This is a genomic window from Celeribacter sp. SCSIO 80838 (assembly GCF_056498065.1).
Genome location: NZ_JAZKMA010000001.1, coordinates 1,491,973 through 1,513,693, shown reverse-complemented (window position 1 = coordinate 1,513,693; position 21,721 = coordinate 1,491,973). Strand labels below are relative to the sequence as shown.

Here is a 21,721-nt window from a genome sequence, read left to right as displayed (position 1 = left end):
GCGTTATTGCGCTTCGTCGGCCTCATACGCTTCGATGATCGCGGCGACAAGCGGGTGACGCACCACGTCTTTCGAGGTGAAGTAGTTGAACGAGATGTTCGGCAGCCCCGCGAGAATGCGCTCCGCATCCCTGAGACCCGATTGCACACCCCGCGGCAAATCGACCTGCGAGCGGTCGCCGGTGATCACCATGCGCGACCCTTCGCCTAAACGGGTCAGGAACATTTTCATCTGCATGGTGGTGGCGTTCTGCGCCTCATCCAAGACCACGAAAGCCCGCGACAGGGTGCGCCCGCGCATAAAGGCCAGAGGCGCGATCTCGATGGTCTTTTCTTCGCGCATCTTCTGCACTTGCTTGGCAGGGATGAAGTCGTTCAGCGCGTCGTAGAGCGGCTGCATATAGGGATCGACCTTCTCGTCCTGCGTGCCGGGCAGAAAGCCCAGACGCTCTCCTGCCTCAACCGCAGGTCGCGACAGGATGATCCGGTCGACATGGCCGTTGATCAGCATATTCACCCCGACCGCCACCGCGAGATAGGTTTTCCCCGTCCCTGCCGGACCGATGCCAAAAGCCAGCTCGTGTTTGAACAGGTTGGTGACATATTCCTTCTGCGCGGCCGTGCGCGGCTCCACCAGCTTCTTGCGGGTCTTGACCTCGACATCGCCGCCGCGGAACATCTCCATTTGATCGCCCGGCAGACCTTTGTCGCCATCGGTCTCCCCCATGCGGATCATGCCGTCGATATCGCCCGGCTCAATCTCCCGGCCCGCTTCGAGCTTGCCGTAGAGATCCTGCAACACCGCAGAGGCGCGGCCCCGGGCGCTGCCGGTGCCCATGACGGACAACATATTGCCGCGTCGGACAATCTGGACTTCGAGTTTGTGTTCGATTTGAGCGAGGTTCCGGTCGAACTCCCCGCACAGGTCTATGAGCAACCTGTTGTCATGGAATTCGAGAAGCGTTTCGTGGACTGCGTCCTGCGATTTCGGGGGTGTCAACGCGCTCAGGCCCAAATATGATCTCCGACTCTGGAATGGCTCCTGAGTCTGATGGTGCCAAGGGATAGGGCTTCTGGCAAGCCGGGACACAAAATCTTCGCAATCGACCCGGCGAGACCCTGCCCAAAAAACAGAATTTCGCCCAATAATGCGCCAAAAAGCAAAACGACCGCCCCGAGGGACGGCCGCCATAGTGCCAAACTTCAGGACCGATCAGATCGGATCGCCAAAACTCGAACCGTCTTTATACGGCCCGACAGCGGTGTTCGCCGGCGCCACCCCGGAGCAGATCGGCTTGCCGTATTTGTCTACACGCGCGGAGAGATACCCCTCCACCCCGTCATCGATAATCCAGTGATCGCAGCCGTTCGGATCGACCCAGATCCCGGCCACCAGTTGCGACAGATGTTTGCTGTCGAAACCACGGTCCACGGTTTTATCTGTCTTATGGCTTTCGTACATGCCGTTGTCACAGGCCCCAAGAGCCAGAGGAACGACCGCAAGAGCGATGAGCTTTACAACCTTCATATCGATCCCCTCACTTCACACACATAATTTCGACACGGCGGTTTTTCTGCATCCCCGCGGCGGTCGAGTTCGAGGCGATCGGCTGGCGTTCGCCATAGCCCCGCACGTCGATCACATTGGCACCGACAGAGGCCGCAATCTTGGCGACCGCATTGGCCCGGTTGTAGCTCAGACGGATGTTGTATTCGTCGGAGGCGCGGCTGTCGGTATGGCCGACGATGATATAGGCGCGCGCACCGGCTTGCTGGAAGAAAGAGGTCAGGCGCTGACGCCCCTCCGCCGAAATCGCGTATTTGTCCGTGGCAAAGAGCTGATCGGAATTCATCACCGCACAGCTTTGTACCGGGTGACAGGTCGGTTTGCCCTGACGGTCAAGTTTGAGGTCCATGTAGCCCTCGACCCCGTCGTCCATCACCCAGTGTTCACAGCCGTCCGGATCGATCCAGATCGTCGGTTTGTACACTTCGCCATTCACCGTGCCCGGCACCATTTGCGCATTGGCCGTCGCCGCCGCAAAAGCAAGAGCGACCCCCGCGCAGAGGCCCAGCCCTGACCGCGCTGTCTTCAGAAATTCGATGGTCACGTCTACCGTCCCCCAACTGTTTGCGTTTTCGGGCCGTTCCAAAACACGCGCCCCCTACAGTCGCAAGACTGCCGCGCCCTACTCACCAAGATTGTGGTTAAAGGATAGCAAACTTCGGGTCCAAGTGAAGGAAAATAACCAGATATTGTGTCGCATATCGTGACGAAAATCCACGAGCGCCAAGATTGTTGCCAAGATACTCCGCACCGCGGCAAAAACTTTACCGATGCGAACGGCCTGTCTCCCCTGGCACGCCTCAGCGCAGCACAACTCCGCCAAGCGAATTCGGCCCGCTTTCGATGATTCTCACCCGTGCGATCTCCCCCACGGCAACATCGTCGGTGACATGAACCGCATGAAGATATTCGGATTTTCCGACCATCTGCCCCGGCATCCGCCCCTTGCGTTCGAACAGCACGGAAACCTCGCGCCCGACCATCGCGTCCTGAAACGCGTGTTGCTGTTCGGTGATCAGCGTCTGCAAGCGATGGAGGCGCTCGGAGGCCACATCGGGGTCCACCATTTTCGTCTCTTTCTCGGCGGCGGGCGTGCCCGGACGCGGCGAGTATTTGAACGAGAACGCGGAGCCATAACCGACTTCGCGCACGAGGTTCATCGTGTCCTCGAAATCCTGATCCGTCTCGCCGGGGAAACCGACGATGAAGTCACCCGACATGGCAATGTCGGGCCGCGCGGCGCGGATGCGTTCGATCAGGCGCAGATATTCCTCGGCGGTGTGTTTGCGGTTCATCGCCTTGAGGATTTTATCCGACCCGGACTGCACCGGAAGATGCAGGTAAGGCATGAGCTTGTCGCAATCGCCATGCGCCGCGATCAGGTCGTCTTCCATGTCGTTCGGGTGCGACGTGGTAAAGCGGATGCGTTCCAAACCATCGACCTTTGCAAGCGCGCGAATGAGCCGCGCCAGCCCCCAAGTTGACTGACCTGCGCCGCCTTCGCCCGCGCCGTGATAGGCATTCACATTCTGCCCCAAGAGGGTGATCTCCCGCACACCGCGCTCCACCAGATCGCGCGCCTCATTGAGCACGCGCTCAACCGGGCGCGACACTTCGGCACCACGGGTATAGGGCACAACGCAGAAGGCACAGAACTTATCACAGCCCTCCTGCACGGTCAGAAACGCCGCCGGGGCCCGTTTCGCCTTGGGCCGGGATTTCAGTTTCTCGAACTTGTCCTCTTCCGGGAAATCCGTATCGAGCGCTTTTTGCCCGTGCCCGGCCTTCGCCTCAAGCTCCGGCAGGCGGTGATAGCTCTGCGGTCCCACGACGAGATCGACCATCGGCTGGCGCCGCATGATCTCTTCCCCCTCGGCCTGGGCCACACAGCCCGCCACGCCGATCTTGAGATCGGGGTTCGCGATCTTGAGGTCTTTGTAGCGGCCAAGTTCGGAATAGACCTTTTCCGCCGCCTTCTCGCGAATATGGCAGGTGTTCAAAAGGATCATGTCCGCCTCTTCCGGCGAAGACACCTCGGTATAGCCCGACCCGCCCAGCGCTTCGGCCATGCGTTCGCTGTCGTAGACGTTCATCTGACAGCCATAGGTCTTGATATAGAGCTTCTTGGTGGTGCTCGGCGTCTCGGACATGGGCATGGGTCCACGAATGCTGGGAATTGAGGCGGTGTCCTAGCGCAAGAGGGCCAAGAGGGCAAGCGCCTCGGATCTGACCGTCCCAACAGGGGGCGCGATGAAATTGTTTCCACAATCCTTGCAATCCCCTGCCCTTCATGCATTTTTTACCGGAAACTGGGACATTGCCCCGGCAAAGGATTTTCATGCGCTACGACAGCCTCGACACGTTTCTCTCCGACGGCAAGGACGCCCTTTTGAAAGGGCCGATCGCGATGATCTTTGCCGAAGATCTCGTGGAAGTGGACACGACGCTGCGCCATCACCTCTCGCTGGGGTTCAAACAGGTGATCCTGTTCGCCCCCGACGAACTGAAACTCCCCGAGGGGCTGGAAGCGAAAATCCACCGCATCCGCTACGCCACCCGCGCGCCGGAGATGCTTTCGAAGGCGGTCAACCGGATCATCGAGGCCGCCCCCGGCATCTGGATGTACTACTGCTACAATGCGGAATACCTGTTCTTCCCGTTCTGCGAGACCCGCACCATCACCGATATGCTGACCTTCCACACCGAGGAACGCCGCGATGCGATGCTGTGTTACGTGGTCGATCTCTACGCCGACGATTTGAACGCGCATCCCAATGCCGTCTCGCTCGAAGACGCCCATCTCGACCGCTCCGGCTATTATGCGCTCGGGCGCCCCGATACCGCAGGGCACGCGAAAGAGCGGCAGCTCGATTTCTTCGGCGGGCTCAGATGGCGGTTCGAGGAACATATGCCACCGCACCGCCGCCGCATCGACCGGATCGCGCTCTTCAAGGCGAAAAAGGGGCTGAGGCTCAGCGAGGAACATCTGTTCGGCGACGAGGAATACAACACCTACGCCTGCCCCTGGCATCACAACCTGACCGCCACCATCGTGTCCTTCCGCACCGCCAAGGCACTCAAGACCAACGCCGGATCGACCTATGACATTTCCACCTTCCGCTGGCACAATTCCATCGAGTTCGAATGGCACAGCCAGCAATTGCTGGATTTGGGCCTGATGGAACCGGGGCAGTGGTTTTAGGTGGCCTCTTTCAAGATCTTTGCTTTTTCGGCAAGCGTGCTGATTATTTTGGCCGTCCTTTCTTGGCTGCCGCCTCTTTATGTTTTCATCCGAAGCAGAGCCGCGGGCAACATCCGATGGCAAAGCGTAAGCGGCCTGATCCTTCAAGCCTATCTGGCATTCGCCCTTACCGGACTATTGCTGCAAAGTTGGGTAAGTATCGTTGTCCTGTTTGCTCCTCCGGTCGGAGTACTGTTTCTGCAAACCGCCCTTGAGACAGCAAACACTACCGGATTGTGGTTCGCCTTTTGGCCTCTATTTCTGTCCGGAGCGATCCTATCAGCCATATTCATACAATATCTGCCGCCCGCAGTCCGCAGATACATTCTGACTTGCTCCATTGTATCAGGCATCGGGACGGGGCTTTTATCTGCCAATTTCTCTTCACAAAGCCGAATGCTTGCCGCGGCCAATCGCTTGCACGCGAGTTGCCTTGCCACCAAACCCTTGTGGAAATCCATTTCGATTTGGTTCGAGGCCCCATATGCAGAACCCCACGCCATCGCGATTATTGACGACCAATGGTTCTCATGGAGTTATCGGCAAAATACGTTTTTCAGGAGCGATCCCGAAATTCCCGTAAGAGACCCGCAAACCGATTGTCACCTGACCGGGTTTACACCACGCGATCTTTCTTTATCCTAAGCGGCAATCGTCATTGGGCACCCGTAAAGACGCGGCCCCGAAAACTCACCCCGAACAGTTAGGACTCTTCATGACCGAAGTTAAATCGGGCGACAAAGTTCGTATTCACTACACCGGCACGCTCGCAGACGGCACCGTGTTCGACAGCTCCGAAGGCCGCGAACCGCTCGAATTCACCGTCGGCTCCGGCCAGATCATTCCGGGCATGGACAAGCACCTGCCGGGCATGACCGTGGGCGAAAAGAAAACCATCGTCGCCGTCGCCGACGAGGCCTATGGCCAGCGTCACCCCGATGCGCAGCAAGCCGTGCCGCGCGCCCAGATCCCGGCGGAGATTCCGCTCGAGGTCGGTCTTCAGCTTCAGATGCAATCCCCGACCGGTCAGGTGATCCCCGTCACCGTGGTCGAGATCACCGACGAGGAAGTCACGCTCGACGCCAACCACCGTCTGGCGGGCGAGGACCTCACCTTCGCCATCGAGCTGGTGGAAATCGTCTGAAGCTGAGTATTTCTCAGCAAAGGAAACAGGGCGGCGCGCGACAGGCGGGCCGCCTTTTTTATTGATTGCACGCGGGTTTGGCGTCAAATGGCGGTATGAACCCCGAGTTTTTGCCAGACTGTTCGAACTGTGCCGCGCTCTGTTGTCTGGCGCTGGCCTTCGATGCCGGGGACATGTTCGCACATGACAAACCCGCGGGCCTGCCCTGTCACAATCTCGATGGGTTCTCCTGCTCCGTTCACGCCGATCTTGCGGACAGGGGCTATCGCGGCTGTGTCGCTTTCGATTGTCTTGGCGCGGGGCAGCGGGTGACGGCGCTGTTTTCCGAAGACTGGCAGAAGCGACCCAAGCTCACCGCCCCGATGATGGAGGCGTTCCGTCAGATGCGTGCGGTGCAGAGCCTGCATCAGATGCTTCTGACCGCCGGGGCCTTGCCCCTACCCGATAACACGCGCGCGGAGTTGCGGGACCGAATTGCGGATATGGAACTGGCGAAGACGGAGCTTTCGACATTGGCACGGTTCGATCCGGCAGAGGCGAAGCTTTGGCTCAAAAGCCTCGCCCCTTTTCTCAGGTCGGCAGGGTAAACGCCGCCCGCGCCGCCACCGCCTTGGCATGATGCGCACAGCCGGGATGATGATCGTTCACCATGCCCATGGCCTGCATGAAGGCATAGCAGGTGGTCGGCCCGACGAATTTCCAACCCTTTTTCTTGAGCGTCTTCGACAGGCGCTGCGAGGTCGGGGTCTGGGCCACCACCTCCCCTCCGCTTTCATCCGTCTCCGGCTCGAACGACCAGAAGAACGCTGCGAGCGTCCCATGTTCGCGCTCCATCTCGACGGCACGCGCCGCGTTGTGGATCACCGCCTCGATCTTGCCGCGATGGCGCACGATGCCCTTGTCCTGCACCAGTCGCTCGACATCTTCGGCACCGAACGTCGCCATCTTGCGATAATCGAACCCGGCAAAAGCCGCGCGAAAATTGTCGCGCTTTTGCAGAATCGTCCACCAGGACAGGCCGGACTGAAACCCTTCGAGACAGATCTTCTCGAACAGACGGATGTCATCGGCGACCGGGTAGCCCCATTCTTCGTCATGGTAGCGGATGTATTCCGGATCGGAAGCGCACCAGCGGCAGCGGCTCACCCCATCCTCTGCGACGAACAAACGCTCCATCTCCACCTCCAGCAAAACAAAAGCCCCGCCAGAGGGCAGGGCTTTGTCATAACTGTCAAGCGATTGCGTTCAGTGACGCGCTTTGGGACGCAGGCGGATCACCACATCGACGGAGGCGATTTCCATGCCCTCGGGCGGGGACGGCAGGCGTTCGATCTTGAGCTCATGCGACGGCGCATCGGTCAGCTCGCCCTTGTCTTCCCAGAAGAAATGCGGGTGCTCGTCCATGTTGGTGTCGAAATAGCTGCGGGAGCCATCGACCGTGACCTCCTGCATCAGACCGGCCTGACAAAAGGCGCGCAGGGTGTTGTAGACGGTCGCGAGAGAGACTTTCTCCCCCGCATCGCGTGCGGCGTCGAACAGGCTTTCGGCGGTGACGTGCCGATCGTTGCCATCGCCCACCAGAAGCGTCGCCAGCGCGATCCTTTGACGCGTCGGGCGCACACCGGCAGTCGCAAGCCAGGCTGCACCGCGACGGGTTTCGATGTTTTCGGTCTGGGTCATGGGCGTCCAATTCCTGGGAATACCGATGGAATATAGAAGATATGTCATCCAAATTTCAATTGGAAATCCTCTAATTCTCATTTCACATTCGTTTCACCCTGTCAAAACCGTATCAAAAACGCCGCTCTCTCCCGGTCCTGTTACGCTTGCGTGCGCCGGGGCCGCGGTGATAGAGGGGATACGACTTTGAAAGATGATGAGGAAGGCAAGGGCATCCATGGCCGATTACCCCACGAGTTTCACCAAGGAAGACCTGCTCAAATGTGCGGCAGGCGAGCTCTTTGGACCTGGCAACGCACAGCTTCCGGCGCCGCCGATGCTGATGATGGACCGGATCACCGAAATTTCCGGTGATGGCGGGCTCCATGGCAAAGGTCACGTCGTGGCGGAATTCGACATTACGCCGGACCTGTGGTTCTTCGACTGCCATTTCCCCGGCAACCCGATCATGCCCGGCTGTCTCGGCCTCGACGGGTTGTGGCAGCTCACCGGCTTCAACCTCGGCTGGCGCGGCTGGCAGGGGCGCGGCTATGCGCTTGGCGTCGGCGAAGTGAAACTCACCGGCATGGTGCGCCCGGATCGCAAGATGCTGACCTACAAGATCGATTTCACCAAAGCGATCCAGACCCGCCGCCTGACCATGGGCGTCGCGGACGGCATCGTCGAAGCCGACGGCGAAGTGATCTATCAGGTCAAAGATATGAAAGTCGCGCTGTCTGAGAGCTGATCTTTCGGACAGGTTGCAGATTTAAGGGAAGGAACAGGCCATGCGTCGCGTCGTCGTCACCGGGTTGGGGATCGTCTCCTCCATCGGCATCAATGCCGAAGAGGTGCTTGCCTCTTTGAAAACCGGGAAATCCGGCATCACCGCCAATGAGGACATGAAGGAATACGGCTTCCGTTCGCAGGTCGCCGGGTCCATCGACATCGACATCAAGGAGCATGTCGACAAACGCGCCCTGCGCTTCATGGGTCCGGGGGCGGCATATGCCTATATCGCGATGAAACAGGCGATTGCTGACTCGGGTCTCGAAGAGGGCGAAGTCGTCAATCCGCGTACCGGCCTGATCGCCGGTTCCGGTGGCCCGTCCACCTCTGCCATGCTGACCGCGCATCAGTCCGTGCTCAACACCAAATCGACCAAGCGCGTCGGGCCGTTCGCCGTGCCGAAATGCATGGGGTCCACCATCTCCGCCAACCTCGCGACCGCCTATCAGATCAAGGGCATCAACTATTCGATCACCTCGGCCTGCTCGACCTCTCTGCACTGCATCGGCTCGGCTGCCGAACAGATCATGATGGGCAAGCAGGACGTGATGTTCGCAGGCGGCGGCGAGGAACTGGACTGGACGCTCTCCTGCCTGTTCGACGCCATGGGCGCGATGTCGTCCAAGTATAACGACACGCCCGAGAAAGCCTCCCGCGCCTTCGACGCGAACCGTGACGGGTTCGTGATCTCCGGCGGCGGTGCGATCCTCGTGCTCGAAGAGCTGGAACACGCCAAGGCGCGCGGCGCGAAAATCTACGCCGAAGTCACCGGCTTTGCCGCAACCTCCGATGGCGCCGACATGGTCGCCCCCTCGGGCGAAGGCGGCGAGCGGGCGATGCGTCTGGCGCTTTCCACGCTCGAAGAAGGCCGCAAGGTCGGCTATATCAACGCGCACGGCACCTCGACCCCCGTCGGCGACGTCGGCGAGGTCGAAGCGGTGCGTCGCGTCTTTGGCGAAGGCAACACCCCGCTGATTTCCTCGACGAAATCCATGACCGGCCACTCCCAGGGCGCGACCGGTGCACAAGAGGCGGTCTATTGCCTTCTGGCGCTCGAAAACGATTTCATCATCCCGTCGATCAACGTCGAAACGCTCGATCCGGCGATCCGCGAGACGGAGATCGCCACCAAGCTGATCGAGAACGCGGGTCTCGACACGGTGATGACCAACTCCTTCGGCTTCGGCGGCACCAACGGCTCGATGCTGCTTTCCAAATATCTGGGGTAAGACACGACAATGGCTGATCTTCTCAAAGGCAAACGCGGGCTCGTGATGGGCGTCGCCAACGAGCGGTCCATCGCATGGGGCATTGCGAAAGCCTGTGCCGACGAGGGCGCTGAGCTGGCGTTTACCTATCAGGGCGAGGCCTTCGGCAAACGCCTCGAACCGCTCGCCGCCTCCGTCGGCTCGGACACGATGGTCGATGTGGATGTCACCAACCCGGAGCAGATGGACGCGGCCTTCGCGGCCCTCAAAGACAAATGGGGCAGCCTCGATTTCGTGGTCCACGCCATTGCCTATTCGGACAAATCCGAACTGACCGGGCGCTTCCGCGACACCACCGAGGCGAATTTCAAGAACTCGCTGCATATCTCGTGCTTCAGCTTCATCGACGTCGCCAAACGCGCCTCCGAACTGATGACAGACGGTGGCACGCTGATGACCCTGACCTTCGCGGGCTCGAACATGGTCGTGCCGAATTACAACGTGATGGGGGTCGCCAAGGCGGCGCTGGAAAGCTCCGTGCGTTACCTCGCCAACGATCTGGGCCCGGAAGGCATCCGCGTCAACGCGATCTCCCCCGGCCCGATGAAAACGCTCGCAGGCTCCGCCATCGGCGGCGCGCGCCGGACCTACAAACACGCCGAACAAAACGCGCCGATGCAATCCAACGCGACGCTCGAAGCGGTCGGCGCCACGGCGGTCTATCTGGCCTCTGACGGCGGCGCCTTCACCACCGGCGAAATCATCCGCGTCGATGGCGGCTACCACATCATGGGCATGCCCCGGATCGAAAATCTCTGAGCACACGCCCCCCGACAGATCAGACAAACCCCGCTTCGGCGGGGTTTTCTTTTGAGTATTTGCCGCAGCAAAGGAAACATGACGCCACGTCTTCTGCGCGGCTCTGAAAAGCTGATGTAGCTTTGGGCGCAGGGAGAGAGCCATCATGTACGATTATATCATCATCGGCGCGGGATCCGCGGGCTGCGTTTTGGCCGAGCGCCTTTCGGGCGACCCATCCAAACGCGTTTGCCTGATTGAGGCAGGCGGCAAGGATCGCTCGCCCTTCATTCATATTCCTCTGGGTCTGGCGGTTCTGGCGCGGATCAAGGGCGTGAACTGGGGGCATCAGACCGCCCCGGATGCGGCGCTCAAGGGGCGCAGGCTTTATTGGCCGCGCGGGCGGGTGCTGGGCGGGTCGTCCTCGATCAACGCGATGATCTACATGCGCGGACACCCGGAGGATTACCGCGGCTGGGCGCGGGCGGCGGACGAGAACTGGGACTGGCCGCGCGCTTTGGAGCTGTTCAAGCGGCTGGAGCGGAACGCGCAGATCGCGGATGCGTTTCATGGCACCGAGGGGCCTTTGGCGGTCTCGGATTTGCGCAGCCCGAACCCGCTGTCACGCGCCTTTGTCAAAGCCGGGACGGAGGCCGGTTATGCAGAGCGGCGCGATTTCAACGGCGCGGATCAGGAGGGCGTGGGCCTGTTTCAGGTCACGCAGAAGACGGGCAAACGGTTTTCTGCGGCGCGCGCCTTTCTCGATCCGGTGCGACATCGCGGCAATCTCGACATCCTCACCGGGTCGCAGGTCACCCGCATTTTGTTCGACGGGCGGCGGGCCAGTGGCGTGGCGCTGGAAACCCGCGAGATCCGGCTCAATCCCGGTGGCGAGGTGATCCTGTCGGGCGGAGCGATCCACTCGCCCCAGCTTCTGATGCTTTCGGGCATCGGTCCCGGCGCGACGCTGCGGGATCACGGGATTGAGGTGCGGCACGATCTGCCGGAGGTCGGGCGCAATCTGGCGGATCACCTCGACATCACCGTGATGTCGGCGGCGGCGGATCGGCTTCCGATCGGCATTGCTCCGTCCTTCCTGCCGCGCGCGCTCCGGGCTGCATGGCAGTTTGCGCGCCAAAGACGAGGTGAGTTGACGTCGAATGTCGCCGAGGCGGGCGGGTTTGTGCGCTCAGGCCCTGAGCGCGACCGGCCCAATCTGCAATTTCATTTCATCCCGGCCTATCTGCGCGATCACGGGCGCAAGACCTCGTTTGGCTATGGCATGACCCTGCATGTGTGCGATCTCCTGCCCGCCTCGCGCGGCACGATCACGCTGGCCTCTCCCGATCCGCTGAAGCCTCCGCGGATCGACGCGAATTATCTCAGCGCGCCCGAGGATGTGGAGACACTTCTGGCAGGCCTCAAGCAGGCGCGGCAGGTGATGCAGGCCCCTGCCCTCGCCCGCCATGTTAAGACCGAGCTTTTTCCGGGACCGGACATACAGAGCGATGCCGCCCTGATCGACGACATCCGGGCGCGGGCGGAGACGATTTATCACCCGGTCGGCACCTGTCGCATGGGGATGGACGCCGGATCGGTGGTCGACCCGGAGGGCCGTGTGCGCGGGGTTGAGGGGCTTCGGGTGGTCGACGCCTCGATCATGCCCACGATCATTGCGGGCAACACCAATGCGCCGACGATGATGATCGCAGAGAACATCGCCGATCGGATGGGCGCCCCCGCACGACTGCTTTGAGCTTAGTGGCAGCCGCCCGGCCCGCACCCGTCGCAGCCCTCGCAGGCTCGCGCCCGGCCCTTCATCTCGATGAATTTCTCGTCCCAGGCCTCGCCATCGCCGAATTCCAGAAAGTGCTGATACTGATCATGGCGATCCGGCAGGGCGCGGGCGTGTTTGATCGGGCACCAGTAATATTCCGTCCGTCCCGCCACCTCGCGCACATAGGCCAAGAGCCCGTTGCAATAGCCACAATAGACGCAGTTCAGCTTCTGCATGAAGTTGAGATAGGTGAGCTTGTGCCGGTCCACCGCGATGTATTTTTTACGCTTCACTTTCGGGATGCCGTAGACCGGAAAACAGACCGCCTGATAGACCGTCACGAACAGATCCATCAGCGCAAAAGGAATGATCAGCCCGTAGATCACCGGCGCGGTGACAATCTCCCAAGGCCGCGCACGGCGCAGGAACACCGACCAGCGCACCTTGAGTTCGCGCCCGCGACGGCGTGCCTCCTCTTCGAAGACCACCCGGCCGTTGCTCAGGTGATACTGGAATTTCTCGCGCGCCTCGACGGCCTCCTTTTCGAGCTGCACCTGCAACTCGCGCAGGCTTTCCCGCAGTTTCTCCACCGTGCCGTTCATCAGGCCCTCCAGCCTTTTTTGCTCTGTCCCGACAAGGTAAGGCGTTTTCAGAAAAAAACGAAAACATCCTTGCCCGGGCCCATCGCTTCCCGGCGAGGTGTTGCAGCGCAGCGTCCACTGTCGCCCCCCCCCCGGAAACACAGCGTTGCCCCCGGCACAATCCCGCCCGGATGCACCGGATGCCACATTTCCGCCACATTTCGAACCGATCAAAACCTCAATAGACACAAAAAGGCCGCAATTCGACTCGTCATGACCCTTCTTCTGCTTGCCATCGCGCTCGGACTGTTCGCCCTGCCGCTCGTGACGAGGCCCCTGACAAGCGAGGGGCGCATATACACCAGCGGGTTCAACGGTGCGGGCGTGGCCATCGGTTTCCTCGTTACCCTCTCGGTCTCCACGCTGACCTCGCCGCTCTTCGGCTTCGGCTTTGTCTTCGCCGTGATGCTGCATGAGCTGGGCTCGGCCTATGCCTGTCGCATCATCGGCCACGAGGTCGCCCGCGTGCGCCTCATTCCCCTGCCGTTTCTGGCCGCGCCGCGCTCCGACCGGCCCTTCGGCCATGCGCTCGAAGAAAGCTTCGCGGCACTCTACGCCCCCGCGCTTGCCATCGTTCCCATGGCGCTGTGCTTCGGCCTGTTTCCCATTCTGGCGCCCATCGCCCCGATGGTGGCCAATCTCTTGCAGGTGACGGCGATCATGCTCGGGACGTTCAATTTCATCATGCTCCTGCCCTTCCTGCCGTTTGCGGGCGGGCGGGTGATGCGGGCCATCTCGGATGCCTTCTGGCCCCGCCTCGGCACCACCGTCACGCTTTTCATGACCGCCGCCTTCGCCTCCGCAGCGCTCCGCGATCACTCCATCGCCATGGGCCTTCTGGCCGCCGCCGGTCTCCAAAGCCTCCTGCACAGACGCCACCCGGAACAGGCCCCGTTGAACCACAACCAGGCGCTGCTGGTCATGGCCTGTTATACCTTCGCCCTCACGGTGCATTACCTCGGTGGGGCGTGGCTCCTGAACGGGTTGCGCTAGGGCTTCCCCGCTGTCCCCGAACATGCCAGTCTGCGCACAAAGGAGACCGCCATGGTTCAGCATTTCACCACCAAAGACGGATTGAACCTCGCTTATGACGTTCAGGGAGACGGCGCGCCCCTGCTCTGTCTCGCGGGCCTCACCCGCAACATGGACGATTTCGAGCCGGTGGTAGAGCATTTCGCCGCGCAGGCCCAGATCATCCGCCTCGACAGCCGCGGGCGCGGTGGCTCCGATTACGACCCCACATTCCTGAACTATTCCATCCCGCAGGAGGCGCAGGACGCGCTAGCACTCCTTGATCATCTGGGGCTTGAAAAGGCGGCCATCCTCGGCACTTCGCGCGGCGGGCTGATCGCCATGGGGCTTGCCGCGACGGTCAAACACCGGCTCACCGGCGTGTTGCTCAATGACATCGGGCCGGAGCTGGACCCGTCCGGCCTCAGCCATATCATGGATTATCTCGGCCGCCCCTCTGCCTATAAAAGCTATGAGGACGCCGCCGACAAATTGCCGAAAGCGCTCGGGTCTCAATTCCCAAACGTCCCCCGCGACCAATGGCGGAGCTATGCGCGGCGGATCTGGGCCGAGGGCGCGCGGCGGCTGGAACTGCGCTACGACCCGAAACTGCGCGACGCGATCGAGGCCCAGAGTGTCACCGGCGCGGTCGATCTCTGGCCCTTTTTCGACGCCTTCGAGGGCCTGCCTCTGGCCCTGTTGCGCGGGGAGAACTCCAATCTCCTGTCGCGCGAGTGCATGGCGGAGATGCAACGCCGCCGCCCCGATATGATCACCGCCGAAGTCCGGGATCGTGGCCATGTGCCGTTTCTCGATGAACCCGAAAGCCTCGATGTCATCGCGCGGTTTCTGGCGGCCCTCCCCGCCTGAGCCGTCCAAAGGACAGGCATACCCGACTTGACCCAGAGGAAATCAACGCCGATCATGGCCGTATCTTCGCGGGACGCGGGCCGCGTTTTCCTGTTCAGGTCCGCTGGCGAAGGTGTTGATCAGTACCTTGTTTTCGGTGTCCCATGTTTGCGCTTCCTTCGCACCATCTGGTGTTCCTCCTCTTCGTCGGGGCGGGCTATGCCCTCGCCACCGTCGGAATGAAACTCGTCGCCACCTCCGGCGCCCTGCCCTCGCCCTTCGGTCTGTGCCTGATCGTTGCGGGGCTTCTGGCCGCGATCACCTTTGAAATCATCCTCATGCGACAGGCCCCGGTCGGCCAGCTCTATCTCATCGTCATCGCGGTGGAGACCGCCATCGTCCTGAGCTTTACCTGTCTGATCGGCGAGGAGATCACGCCCCGTCTGGCGCTCGGCATGGGCTTCATCTTTATCGGCCTCGCCACGGTCGCGCATTGAGCGGCCATTGAGCCCGCCCCTCGCCCCGCCTATGCTGGCCCCGAACCAAGGAGGGCCAGATGCGGATCGGGATCGGAGAGCTGTCACTCAATGTCGAAATGAGCGGGCCGGAGGACGGCGCGCCCATGGTCTTCGCCCATGCGCTCGGCACCAACCTGCACCTCTGGGACGCGGTGCTGCCGCATCTGCCCGGCGGCCTGCGGCTCATCCGCTACGACCTGCGCGGGCATGGTCTCTCGGATGCGCCGAAAGGCCCCTATGCCATGGGGACGCTGGTGCGCGACGCGGAGCGGCTGCTCGACACGTTGGAGGTGAAAGATGCGGTTTTCGTCGGCATTTCCATCGGCGGTCTGATCGCACAGGGGCTCGCGGTCAAGCGGCTCAATCAGGTGCGAGCACTGGTTCTGTCGAACACGGCGGCCAAGATCGGCGCGCGCAGCCTCTGGGACAAACGCATCGCCGAAATTCGCGACAAGGGGCTTCAAAGCACCGTCGCCCCCACGCTCGAACGCTGGTTCGCCCCCGGATTTCGCAAGACGGACACCGCGAAACGCTGGGGTCAGTCCATTCTCGACACCCCGGTCGAGGGCTATCTCGGCTGCGCCGCCGCCATTGCCGGGACGGATTTCTATACGCCCACCTCGGGGCTGCGCCTGTCCTGTCTGGGCATTGCAGGGGGCTATGACGGATCGACCCCGCCCGATCTGGTGCGCGAAACGCTCGGCGTCATTCCCGGATCGCGGTTCGAGTTGATGCGCCGCTCCGGTCATCTGCCGCCCGTCGACGCGCCGGAGGATTATGCAGCGCTTCTAAGCCAGTTCCTGACCGAAATCGCTCATGTGAAACGCGATCCCAATCCGCATGATCACATCCCCGATCTCGGGTCCGGTCACGACCATCATCACCACGACCACCACGATCATCATGGTCATCATGACCATCACGATCATGATCATTCCGGAGGCTGTCACCATGACTGACCCGAGCGTCCTCCTGATCCATGGCTCCGCCCATGGCGCGTGGTGTTGGCGTGATCTTCTCGCGGAATTGCACGCCCGTGGCCTCAAGGCCCGCGCGCTCGACCTGCCGTCTCATGGCGCGGATCGAACGCCTTACGACGAGATCGGCCTCGACAGCTATCGTGACGCGATCCTCGCCGACATCACAACCCATGGCGACCGCCCCATAGTGGTCGGTCATTCCGCCGGAGGCTATGCCATCGCCGCCGCCGCCGAGGTCGCCCCCGACCGCATCGCCGCACTGGTCTATCTCTGCGCCTATGTGCCCGAGGACGGCATGAGCCTTGCCGACATGCGCCGCGCGGCGCAGGACCATCCGGTGCTCGGCCTGATCGAGAAGACCGAAGACGGGCGGGCCTATCGCTTCAAACCCGAGGCAAGCGTCGAGGCGTTGTGTCACGACTGTTCCGACGAGGTGAAAACCTACGTCCGCGATCATATCGGCCCGCAGGCGATCCGCCCGCAGGAAACGCCCCTGCGCGTCACCCCTGCCTCCATCGCCCGGCCCCGGCATTATGTCATTTGCGAAAACGACCGGGTGATCCCGCCCGCCGAGCAACGCAAAATGTGTACGAACTGGCCCGAGGGCACCGTCCACACTCTCCCCTCTGGCCATTCCCCCTATCTCGCCCAGCCCGCGCGGCTGGCCGACACGCTGGCGCATATTCTGCACCGGAGCGGATAGACAGAAGCCCCCCGACAGGTCACAAAGGCCGGGTTGTTTTCAGGAAAGCCCCATGCCCCGCAATCTGCCGCTGATTTTCATCGTCACCACTGTGCTGATCGACGGCATGGGCATCGGGCTGATCTTTCCGGTGCTACCGACCCTGATCCGCGAGTTGACCGGCCAGACGCTCGCCGATGCAGCACTTTGGGGCGGGGTTCTGGCCACCGGCTTTGCCGTGATGCAGTTCTTCTTCGGGCCCCTCGTCGGCAATCTCTCCGACCGGTTCGGCCGTAAACCCGTACTGATCGCAGCGCTTTTCGTGATGATGATCGACTATCTGATCATGGCGCAGGCGCATACCATCTGGCTTTTGCTGATCGGGCGACTGATCGCCGGGATCTCCGCCGCCACGCCGGGCACCGCCGCCGCCTTCATGGCCGACATCTCCAGACCCGACGAGCGCGCCCGCAATTTCGGCTATGTCCACGCCGCCCTCGGCATCGGTTTCGCCCTCGGCCCCGTGATGGGCGGCATGCTCGCCACCGTCGACACCCGCGCGCCGTTTTATGCCGCCGCCGCCATCGCCGGTCTCAACATGGTCTTCGGTATGCTCGTCATGCCCGAAAGTCTCGCCCCCGAAAAACGCCGCGCCTTCGACTGGCGGCGCGCCAACCCCTTCGGCGCTTTCCGCGCCATTGGACGACTCAAGGGCCTCACCGGCCTGCTCATCGTCTTCGCCCTCTACGAGACGGCCTATTTCGTCTACCCGGCGGTCTGGTCCTTCTACACCGAAGAACGCTTCGGCTTCGACACCGCCACCATCGGGCTCACGCTCTTCGCCTTCGGCGCGACCATGGGACTGGCACAGGCCATCCTTGTCGGCCCACTGGTCAAACGCTTCGGCGCCTACCGCGTGGCGATGGGCGGCATCCTGCTCGACGCGCTCGTCTTCGTTACCTTCGGCCTCACCACAAGCGTGCCGATGGTCTGGATCATGTCCGTGCTTTCCGGCATTTCCGCGATCTCCATCCCGGCGCTGCAATCCATGATGAGCGGCGCCACCCCCGACGATCAGCAGGGCGAGCTTCAGGGCGTCACCGGCTCGCTCGCCGCCCTCGCCACCATCATAAGCCCGCTCGTCATGACCGAGATTTTCGCGACATTCTCCCGCCCCGACACCGGTCTCTACCTGCCCGGCGCACCGTTTCTGCTGTCGCTGGTGATCGTCCTGATCGGTGGCGCAATCCTCTGGAGCTGGCAACGGCGACACGGGCGGATCTGACCCCACAGCTGCACCGCCTGTTCACACTTCGTTGACCGGTTTGATCTGGGTACGAGACGCCCACGCGATTCCGTGTTAGACTTCCCCCACGAAAAAGGAGGAAAAACCATGACACGCCATATCACCGACACGTCCCATCGTGCCCCCGGCAGCGGTCGCCTCGTGCATTTCCTGAAACTTGATCGCGGCGCAATGCGTGCGCGCATGTGGGACAAAATGGACCGGGATCGCAAAGAAGCGAAAACGGCGTCCCGCGTGAAACAGTTCCTGCGGATCGACCGCGGCCAAAGCGCCTGAGTCGTTTTCTGGTCTCCCGATGCGGGTCCGTTACAGACGGGCCCGTTTCACCACCGCACAAGCGGAAAACGGTTTGCATATTCTTGTTAAAAATGATTTGCAAACCCCTGCCCTCAAATCCCGATTGCAAATATTGATTCAAAAATCTGTGCACAGATGCATACCGGGTATGCTCCTGCAAAAATCCCGCAAAAGTGACTGGAAGCCCCCCGCGTCCCGCGCATAGTGCGCGCAATGAAGGACAACTCGGGGAGGAGGCTGGCCTTAGAAAATTTCACCCCCTCTCCACCTGACTGCATTCCATACCAGAGCTTAATGGAGAGATCGTCGTGACCACTGCCCGCCGCCCCGTGCCGCAATCCCTGCAATCCAAGATCATGTCCGCCGAAGATGCCGCCAGCCTCGTCGAGAATGGCGCCACCGTGGGCATGAGCGGGTTCACCGGCTCGGGCTACCCGAAAGAGGTGCCTCTGGCGCTTGCGGCCAAGATCGAGGAACGTCACGCCCAAGGCGAGAAATTCCGCATCAAGATCTGGTCCGGTGCCTCGACCGGCCCCGAGCTCGACGGCGCGCTGGCCAAGGCCGACGGCATTGATTTCCGTCTGCCCTACAACTCCGATCCGATCGCACGCGAACGGATCAACAAGGGCGAGATGCGCTATTTCGACATGCACCTGTCGCAAGTCGCCCCGATGGCATGGCAAGGCTTCCTCGGCAAGCTCGACACCGCCATCGTCGAGATTTCCGGCATCACCCCCGAAGGCGATCTGATCCCGTCGTCCTCCATCGGCAACAACAAGACCTGGCTCGAATGCGCCGACAAGATCATCCTCGAGCTGAACTCCTGGCAGAGCGAATACCTCGACGGGATGCACGACATCTATTACGGCACCGCCCTGCCGCCGAACCGCGTCGGCATTCCGCTGATCAAGCCGGACGACCGCATCGGTCAGGCGCATTTCAAAGTGGACCCGTCGAAAATCGTCGCCATCGTCGAGACCGACACGCCGGACCGCAACGCGCCCTTCGCCAAGCCCGACAAGACCGCTTTGGACATCGCCGGCCACCTGCTTGAGTTCCTGAACCACGAGCTGAAAATGGGCCGGATGCCGAAAGAGCTTCTGCCGCTGCAATCGGGTGTGGGCAACGTGACCAACGCCGTTCTCGCCGGTCTTCTGGACAGCCCGTTCGAAAACATGACCGCCTTCACCGAAGTGATTCAGGACGGCATGCTCGACATGCTCGACGCGGGCAAGCTGCGCATGGCTTCGGCCACCGCCTTCTCGCTCTCGCCCGAGGCCGCCATGAAATTCAATGCCGAGGCCCATCGCTACCGCGACAAGCTGATCCTGCGTCCGCAGGAAATCTCCAACCACCCGGAGCTGATCCGGCGTCTGGGCTGTGTCGCGATGAACGGTCTGATCGAGGCCGACATCTACGGCAACGTCAACTCCACCCATGTCATGGGTTCGCGCATTCAAAACGGCATCGGCGGCTCCGGCGATTTTGCCCGCAACGCCTTTGTCTCGATCTTCATGACGCCCTCGACCGCCAAGGGCGGCGCGATCTCCGCCATCGTCCCGATGGCCAGCCATGTCGACCACATCAACCAGGACGTTCAGGTCATCGTGACGGAACAGGGCCTCGCCGATCTGCGCGGCCTCGATCCGAAACAGAAGGCCGAGTTGATCATCGAGAAATGCGCCCACCCGATGTATCGCGACATGCTGCGCGACTATTACGAGCGCGCCAAGAAAAGCTCCTTCGGCGGCCACGCGCCCCACGATCTGCGCGAGGCGCTGAGCTGGCACCAACGCTTTATCGACACCGGTTCGATGAAATAAAATCTCAAAAGGCCCTCCTCGCGAGGGCCTTTTCATCTCTGCCGTCTCGCTGCCGGAGCCAGACAGGGTCCGACACATGTCCGACAGGTGTCCGACAAAAATCCGACATCGGTTTGAGCCGCTGTTTTACCCTCTAAACCGGTCCAACCGGAACGGCGCCGGATCGACGATGGGCGTGGCCCCGGTGACGATATCCGCCATCAGATGCCCCGCCCCCGGCCCGGTTCCGAACCCATGGCCGGAGAACCCCGAGGCGATATAGAAATTCGGCCGCTTCGGCACTTCGGAAATCACCGGAACGGCATCCGGCGTGGCGTCGATCAGCCCCGCCCAGCTTTGCACCGGCTTGAGTTTCGCAAATCCCGGATAGGCCTTGACCGTATTGGCCCAAGCGTTTTTCAGATCGCGTTTGACGGGTTTGGGGTCGAGCGTCCGCATCAATTCAAACGGTGTGATTTCGTCGTTTTTCCAATGCCTTGCCCGCTTCCAGTCCTCAAAGAAATAGGGTGTCAGGCCGAGGCGATATTCATGCATGGATTTTAGCGCGGTCGGCAGGAAATCGAAAAACAGCCGGAAACTGTCCAGTGTCAGAGGCGCAAGGTTGTCATTGCGGATCGCCACCGAATAGCCCCCATCGAGACGACGCCGAAACGCGAAATCCGGCCCTCCGACCGCGAGATCGGGCAGGCTCTCGTCGGGCGCTGTGCGCATCACCGTATTGATCACCGGCAGGGTCGGAAACTTCAGCCCCATATTGCCCGCAAAAAGCCGCGACCAAGCGCCCCCCGCCAAAACGACGGCACCACAACGGATCGCCCCCCGCTCAGTGACCACCCCCGAGATCGCCCCCGCCTCGGTCTCGATCCCGCGCACAGCACAGTGTTGCAGGATCACCGCGCCTTTCTTTTGCGCCGCGCGGGCCATGGCAGGCGTCGCCTTGAACGGCTCGGCCGTGCCGTCTGTCGGCGTATAAAGCGCACGTTTCCAAGGCTTTGCGAGACCCGGCAAAAGATCGGTGATTTCCGAACCCTCGATGAACCGCGCCGAAAGGGCGTTCTCACGCGCGTGCTCCATCCAGCTCTCATAGGACGCCAACGCCTTTTCCCCGTCGAGCAGATAAAGCGTGCCGCGCTGCCGAAAGCCGGTTTCCAGCCCGGTAATTTCATTCATCCGCCGCCAAAGCCTGAGGCTCTCCACCGTCAGCGGAATTTCCGCCGCATCGCGCCCCATCGTCCGGCACCAGCCCCAGTTGCGGCCCGATTGCTCGGCCCCGATAATACCTTTCTCGCACAGCGTCACGGAGACACCGCGTTCGGCGAGAAACAGCGCCGTGCTGACACCGATGATACCACCACCGATGACGACAACATCGCTGCGGCTCGGCAGTTCTTCATTCCCGGCGACGGGGTCCATGGTAATGCGCATGTGATGC

Annotated in this window: 23 protein-coding genes and 1 pseudogene; 16 read left to right on the top strand and 8 right to left on the bottom strand. The window is 61.6% G+C overall.

Annotation, left to right across the window (positions count from 1 at the left end):
- Positions 1–3: 3 nt before the first annotated feature.
- The 4 genes from V1475_RS07575 to miaB form a co-directional block, all read right to left on the bottom strand.
- Positions 4–1,014: a PhoH family protein gene (locus V1475_RS07575; RefSeq protein ID WP_434288904.1), complete on the bottom strand. Its 1,011-nt coding sequence runs from the start codon at positions 1,012–1,014 to the stop codon at positions 4–6.
- A 198-nt stretch (positions 1,015–1,212) separates the two neighbouring features.
- Positions 1,213–1,527, bottom strand: coding sequence for a hypothetical protein (locus V1475_RS07570; RefSeq protein WP_434288906.1), 315 nt, complete (start codon positions 1,525–1,527; stop codon positions 1,213–1,215).
- A gap of 10 nt (positions 1,528–1,537) precedes the next feature.
- Complete coding sequence (locus V1475_RS07565) at positions 1,538–2,110, bottom strand: OmpA family protein (RefSeq protein WP_434288907.1); 573 nt, start codon at positions 2,108–2,110, stop codon at positions 1,538–1,540.
- Positions 2,111–2,366: 256 nt separating this feature from the next.
- Positions 2,367–3,716, bottom strand: coding sequence for a tRNA (N6-isopentenyl adenosine(37)-C2)-methylthiotransferase MiaB (miaB, locus tag V1475_RS07560; protein WP_479412252.1), 1,350 nt, complete (start codon positions 3,714–3,716; stop codon positions 2,367–2,369).
- A gap of 188 nt (positions 3,717–3,904) precedes the next feature.
- Here miaB and V1475_RS07555 point away from each other — a divergent pair, with 188 nt between their 5' ends.
- From V1475_RS07555 to V1475_RS07540, 4 genes are all read left to right on the top strand, one after another.
- Positions 3,905–4,768 (top strand): hypothetical protein, encoded by an 864-nt coding sequence (locus V1475_RS07555; protein WP_479412251.1) that lies wholly within the window; start codon positions 3,905–3,907, stop codon positions 4,766–4,768.
- Positions 4,769–5,452 (top strand): hypothetical protein, encoded by a 684-nt coding sequence (locus V1475_RS07550; protein WP_479412250.1) that lies wholly within the window; start codon positions 4,769–4,771, stop codon positions 5,450–5,452.
- Between the two features lie 70 nt (positions 5,453–5,522).
- Entirely contained in the window at positions 5,523–5,951 is a 429-nt protein-coding gene (locus tag V1475_RS07545; RefSeq protein ID WP_434288911.1) for an FKBP-type peptidyl-prolyl cis-trans isomerase, read from the top strand.
- Positions 5,952–6,046: 95 nt separating this feature from the next.
- Positions 6,047–6,538, top strand: coding sequence for a hypothetical protein (locus tag V1475_RS07540; protein ID WP_479412249.1), 492 nt, complete (start codon positions 6,047–6,049; stop codon positions 6,536–6,538).
- Here the strand turns inward: V1475_RS07540 and V1475_RS07535 are convergent.
- Positions 6,522–7,127 (bottom strand): DNA-3-methyladenine glycosylase I, encoded by a 606-nt coding sequence (locus V1475_RS07535; protein WP_479412248.1) that lies wholly within the window; start codon positions 7,125–7,127, stop codon positions 6,522–6,524. The genes V1475_RS07540 and V1475_RS07535 overlap by 17 nt on opposite strands.
- 69 nt (positions 7,128–7,196) lie before the next feature.
- Entirely contained in the window at positions 7,197–7,631 is a 435-nt protein-coding gene (gene irrA, locus V1475_RS07530; RefSeq protein WP_479412247.1) for an iron response transcriptional regulator IrrA, read from the bottom strand.
- A 217-nt stretch (positions 7,632–7,848) separates the two neighbouring features.
- Here irrA and fabA point away from each other — a divergent pair, with 217 nt between their 5' ends.
- From fabA to V1475_RS07510, 4 genes are all read left to right on the top strand, one after another.
- Positions 7,849–8,358: a bifunctional 3-hydroxydecanoyl-ACP dehydratase/trans-2-decenoyl-ACP isomerase gene (gene fabA / locus V1475_RS07525; protein WP_479412246.1), complete on the top strand. Its 510-nt coding sequence runs from the start codon at positions 7,849–7,851 to the stop codon at positions 8,356–8,358.
- 40 nt (positions 8,359–8,398) lie between these two features.
- The gene (fabB, locus tag V1475_RS07520; protein ID WP_479412245.1) at positions 8,399–9,628 is read left to right on the top strand and encodes a beta-ketoacyl-ACP synthase I; all 1,230 of its coding nucleotides are present in this window, start codon (positions 8,399–8,401) and stop codon (positions 9,626–9,628) included.
- 9 nt (positions 9,629–9,637) lie between these two features.
- On the top strand, positions 9,638–10,426 hold the full coding sequence (locus V1475_RS07515) for an enoyl-ACP reductase FabI (protein WP_479412244.1): 789 nt from the start codon (positions 9,638–9,640) through the stop codon (positions 10,424–10,426).
- Between the two features lie 145 nt (positions 10,427–10,571).
- Positions 10,572–12,161 (top strand): GMC family oxidoreductase, encoded by a 1,590-nt coding sequence (locus V1475_RS07510; RefSeq protein ID WP_479412243.1) that lies wholly within the window; start codon positions 10,572–10,574, stop codon positions 12,159–12,161.
- Between the two features lie 2 nt (positions 12,162–12,163).
- Here the strand turns inward: V1475_RS07510 and V1475_RS07505 are convergent, their stop codons facing one another.
- Positions 12,164–12,784 (bottom strand): hypothetical protein, encoded by a 621-nt coding sequence (locus V1475_RS07505; RefSeq protein ID WP_479412242.1) that lies wholly within the window; start codon positions 12,782–12,784, stop codon positions 12,164–12,166.
- A gap of 252 nt (positions 12,785–13,036) precedes the next feature.
- Here V1475_RS07505 and V1475_RS07500 point away from each other — a divergent pair, with 252 nt between their 5' ends.
- From V1475_RS07500 to V1475_RS07465, 8 genes and pseudogenes are all read left to right on the top strand, one after another.
- On the top strand, positions 13,037–13,816 hold the full coding sequence (locus V1475_RS07500; RefSeq protein ID WP_479412241.1) for a hypothetical protein: 780 nt from the start codon (positions 13,037–13,039) through the stop codon (positions 13,814–13,816).
- 51 nt (positions 13,817–13,867) lie between these two features.
- Complete coding sequence (locus V1475_RS07495; protein WP_479412240.1) at positions 13,868–14,704, top strand: alpha/beta fold hydrolase; 837 nt, start codon at positions 13,868–13,870, stop codon at positions 14,702–14,704.
- A 143-nt stretch (positions 14,705–14,847) separates the two neighbouring features.
- Complete coding sequence (locus V1475_RS07490; protein ID WP_434288933.1) at positions 14,848–15,180, top strand: 5-aminolevulinate synthase; 333 nt, start codon at positions 14,848–14,850, stop codon at positions 15,178–15,180.
- 59 nt (positions 15,181–15,239) lie between these two features.
- Positions 15,240–16,022 (top strand): annotated as a pseudogene (pcaD, locus tag V1475_RS07485) (3-oxoadipate enol-lactonase); the annotation flags it as partial.
- 130 nt (positions 16,023–16,152) lie between these two features.
- Positions 16,153–16,884, top strand: coding sequence for an alpha/beta fold hydrolase (locus tag V1475_RS07480; RefSeq protein WP_479412239.1), 732 nt, complete (start codon positions 16,153–16,155; stop codon positions 16,882–16,884).
- Between the two features lie 52 nt (positions 16,885–16,936).
- Positions 16,937–18,148 (top strand): TCR/Tet family MFS transporter, encoded by a 1,212-nt coding sequence (locus V1475_RS07475; RefSeq protein WP_479412238.1) that lies wholly within the window; start codon positions 16,937–16,939, stop codon positions 18,146–18,148.
- Positions 18,149–18,256: 108 nt separating this feature from the next.
- Positions 18,257–18,445 carry a hypothetical protein gene (locus tag V1475_RS07470; protein WP_434288939.1) on the top strand — a complete coding sequence of 63 codons (189 nt, stop codon included), beginning with the start codon at positions 18,257–18,259 and terminating at the stop codon, positions 18,443–18,445.
- A gap of 329 nt (positions 18,446–18,774) precedes the next feature.
- Positions 18,775–20,289 (top strand): acetyl-CoA hydrolase/transferase family protein, encoded by a 1,515-nt coding sequence (locus V1475_RS07465; RefSeq protein WP_434288940.1) that lies wholly within the window; start codon positions 18,775–18,777, stop codon positions 20,287–20,289.
- A 126-nt stretch (positions 20,290–20,415) separates the two neighbouring features.
- On the opposite strand, the gene V1475_RS07460 is transcribed toward V1475_RS07465, so the two are convergent.
- On the bottom strand, positions 20,416–21,714 hold the full coding sequence (locus tag V1475_RS07460) for an NAD(P)/FAD-dependent oxidoreductase (RefSeq protein ID WP_479412237.1): 1,299 nt from the start codon (positions 21,712–21,714) through the stop codon (positions 20,416–20,418).
- Positions 21,715–21,721 lie beyond the last annotated feature (7 nt).

Bases quoted from the DNA above. Each gene is read 5' to 3' on its own strand.
- V1475_RS07570 (WP_434288906.1), bottom strand. From the start codon at position 1,527: ATGAAGGTTGTAAAGCTCATCGCTCTTGCGGTCGTTCCTCTGGCTCTT.
- miaB (WP_479412252.1), bottom strand. From the start codon at position 3,716: ATGTCCGAGACGCCGAGCACCACCAAGAAGCTCTATATCAAGACCTAT.
- V1475_RS07555 (WP_479412251.1), top strand. From the start codon at position 3,905: ATGCGCTACGACAGCCTCGACACGTTTCTCTCCGACGGCAAGGACGCC.
- V1475_RS07545 (WP_434288911.1), top strand. From the start codon at position 5,523: ATGACCGAAGTTAAATCGGGCGACAAAGTTCGTATTCACTACACCGGC.
- V1475_RS07540 (WP_479412249.1), top strand. From the start codon at position 6,047: ATGAACCCCGAGTTTTTGCCAGACTGTTCGAACTGTGCCGCGCTCTGT.
- V1475_RS07535 (WP_479412248.1), bottom strand. From the start codon at position 7,127: ATGGAGCGTTTGTTCGTCGCAGAGGATGGGGTGAGCCGCTGCCGCTGG.
- irrA (WP_479412247.1), bottom strand. From the start codon at position 7,631: ATGACCCAGACCGAAAACATCGAAACCCGTCGCGGTGCAGCCTGGCTT.
- fabA (WP_479412246.1), top strand. From the start codon at position 7,849: ATGGCCGATTACCCCACGAGTTTCACCAAGGAAGACCTGCTCAAATGT.
- fabB (WP_479412245.1), top strand. From the start codon at position 8,399: ATGCGTCGCGTCGTCGTCACCGGGTTGGGGATCGTCTCCTCCATCGGC.
- V1475_RS07515 (WP_479412244.1), top strand. From the start codon at position 9,638: ATGGCTGATCTTCTCAAAGGCAAACGCGGGCTCGTGATGGGCGTCGCC.
- V1475_RS07510 (WP_479412243.1), top strand. From the start codon at position 10,572: ATGTACGATTATATCATCATCGGCGCGGGATCCGCGGGCTGCGTTTTG.
- V1475_RS07505 (WP_479412242.1), bottom strand. From the start codon at position 12,784: ATGAACGGCACGGTGGAGAAACTGCGGGAAAGCCTGCGCGAGTTGCAG.
- V1475_RS07500 (WP_479412241.1), top strand. From the start codon at position 13,037: ATGACCCTTCTTCTGCTTGCCATCGCGCTCGGACTGTTCGCCCTGCCG.
- V1475_RS07495 (WP_479412240.1), top strand. From the start codon at position 13,868: ATGGTTCAGCATTTCACCACCAAAGACGGATTGAACCTCGCTTATGAC.
- V1475_RS07490 (WP_434288933.1), top strand. From the start codon at position 14,848: ATGTTTGCGCTTCCTTCGCACCATCTGGTGTTCCTCCTCTTCGTCGGG.
- V1475_RS07480 (WP_479412239.1), top strand. From the start codon at position 16,153: ATGACTGACCCGAGCGTCCTCCTGATCCATGGCTCCGCCCATGGCGCG.
- V1475_RS07475 (WP_479412238.1), top strand. From the start codon at position 16,937: ATGCCCCGCAATCTGCCGCTGATTTTCATCGTCACCACTGTGCTGATC.
- V1475_RS07470 (WP_434288939.1), top strand. From the start codon at position 18,257: ATGACACGCCATATCACCGACACGTCCCATCGTGCCCCCGGCAGCGGT.
- V1475_RS07460 (WP_479412237.1), bottom strand. From the start codon at position 21,714: ATGCGCATTACCATGGACCCCGTCGCCGGGAATGAAGAACTGCCGAGC.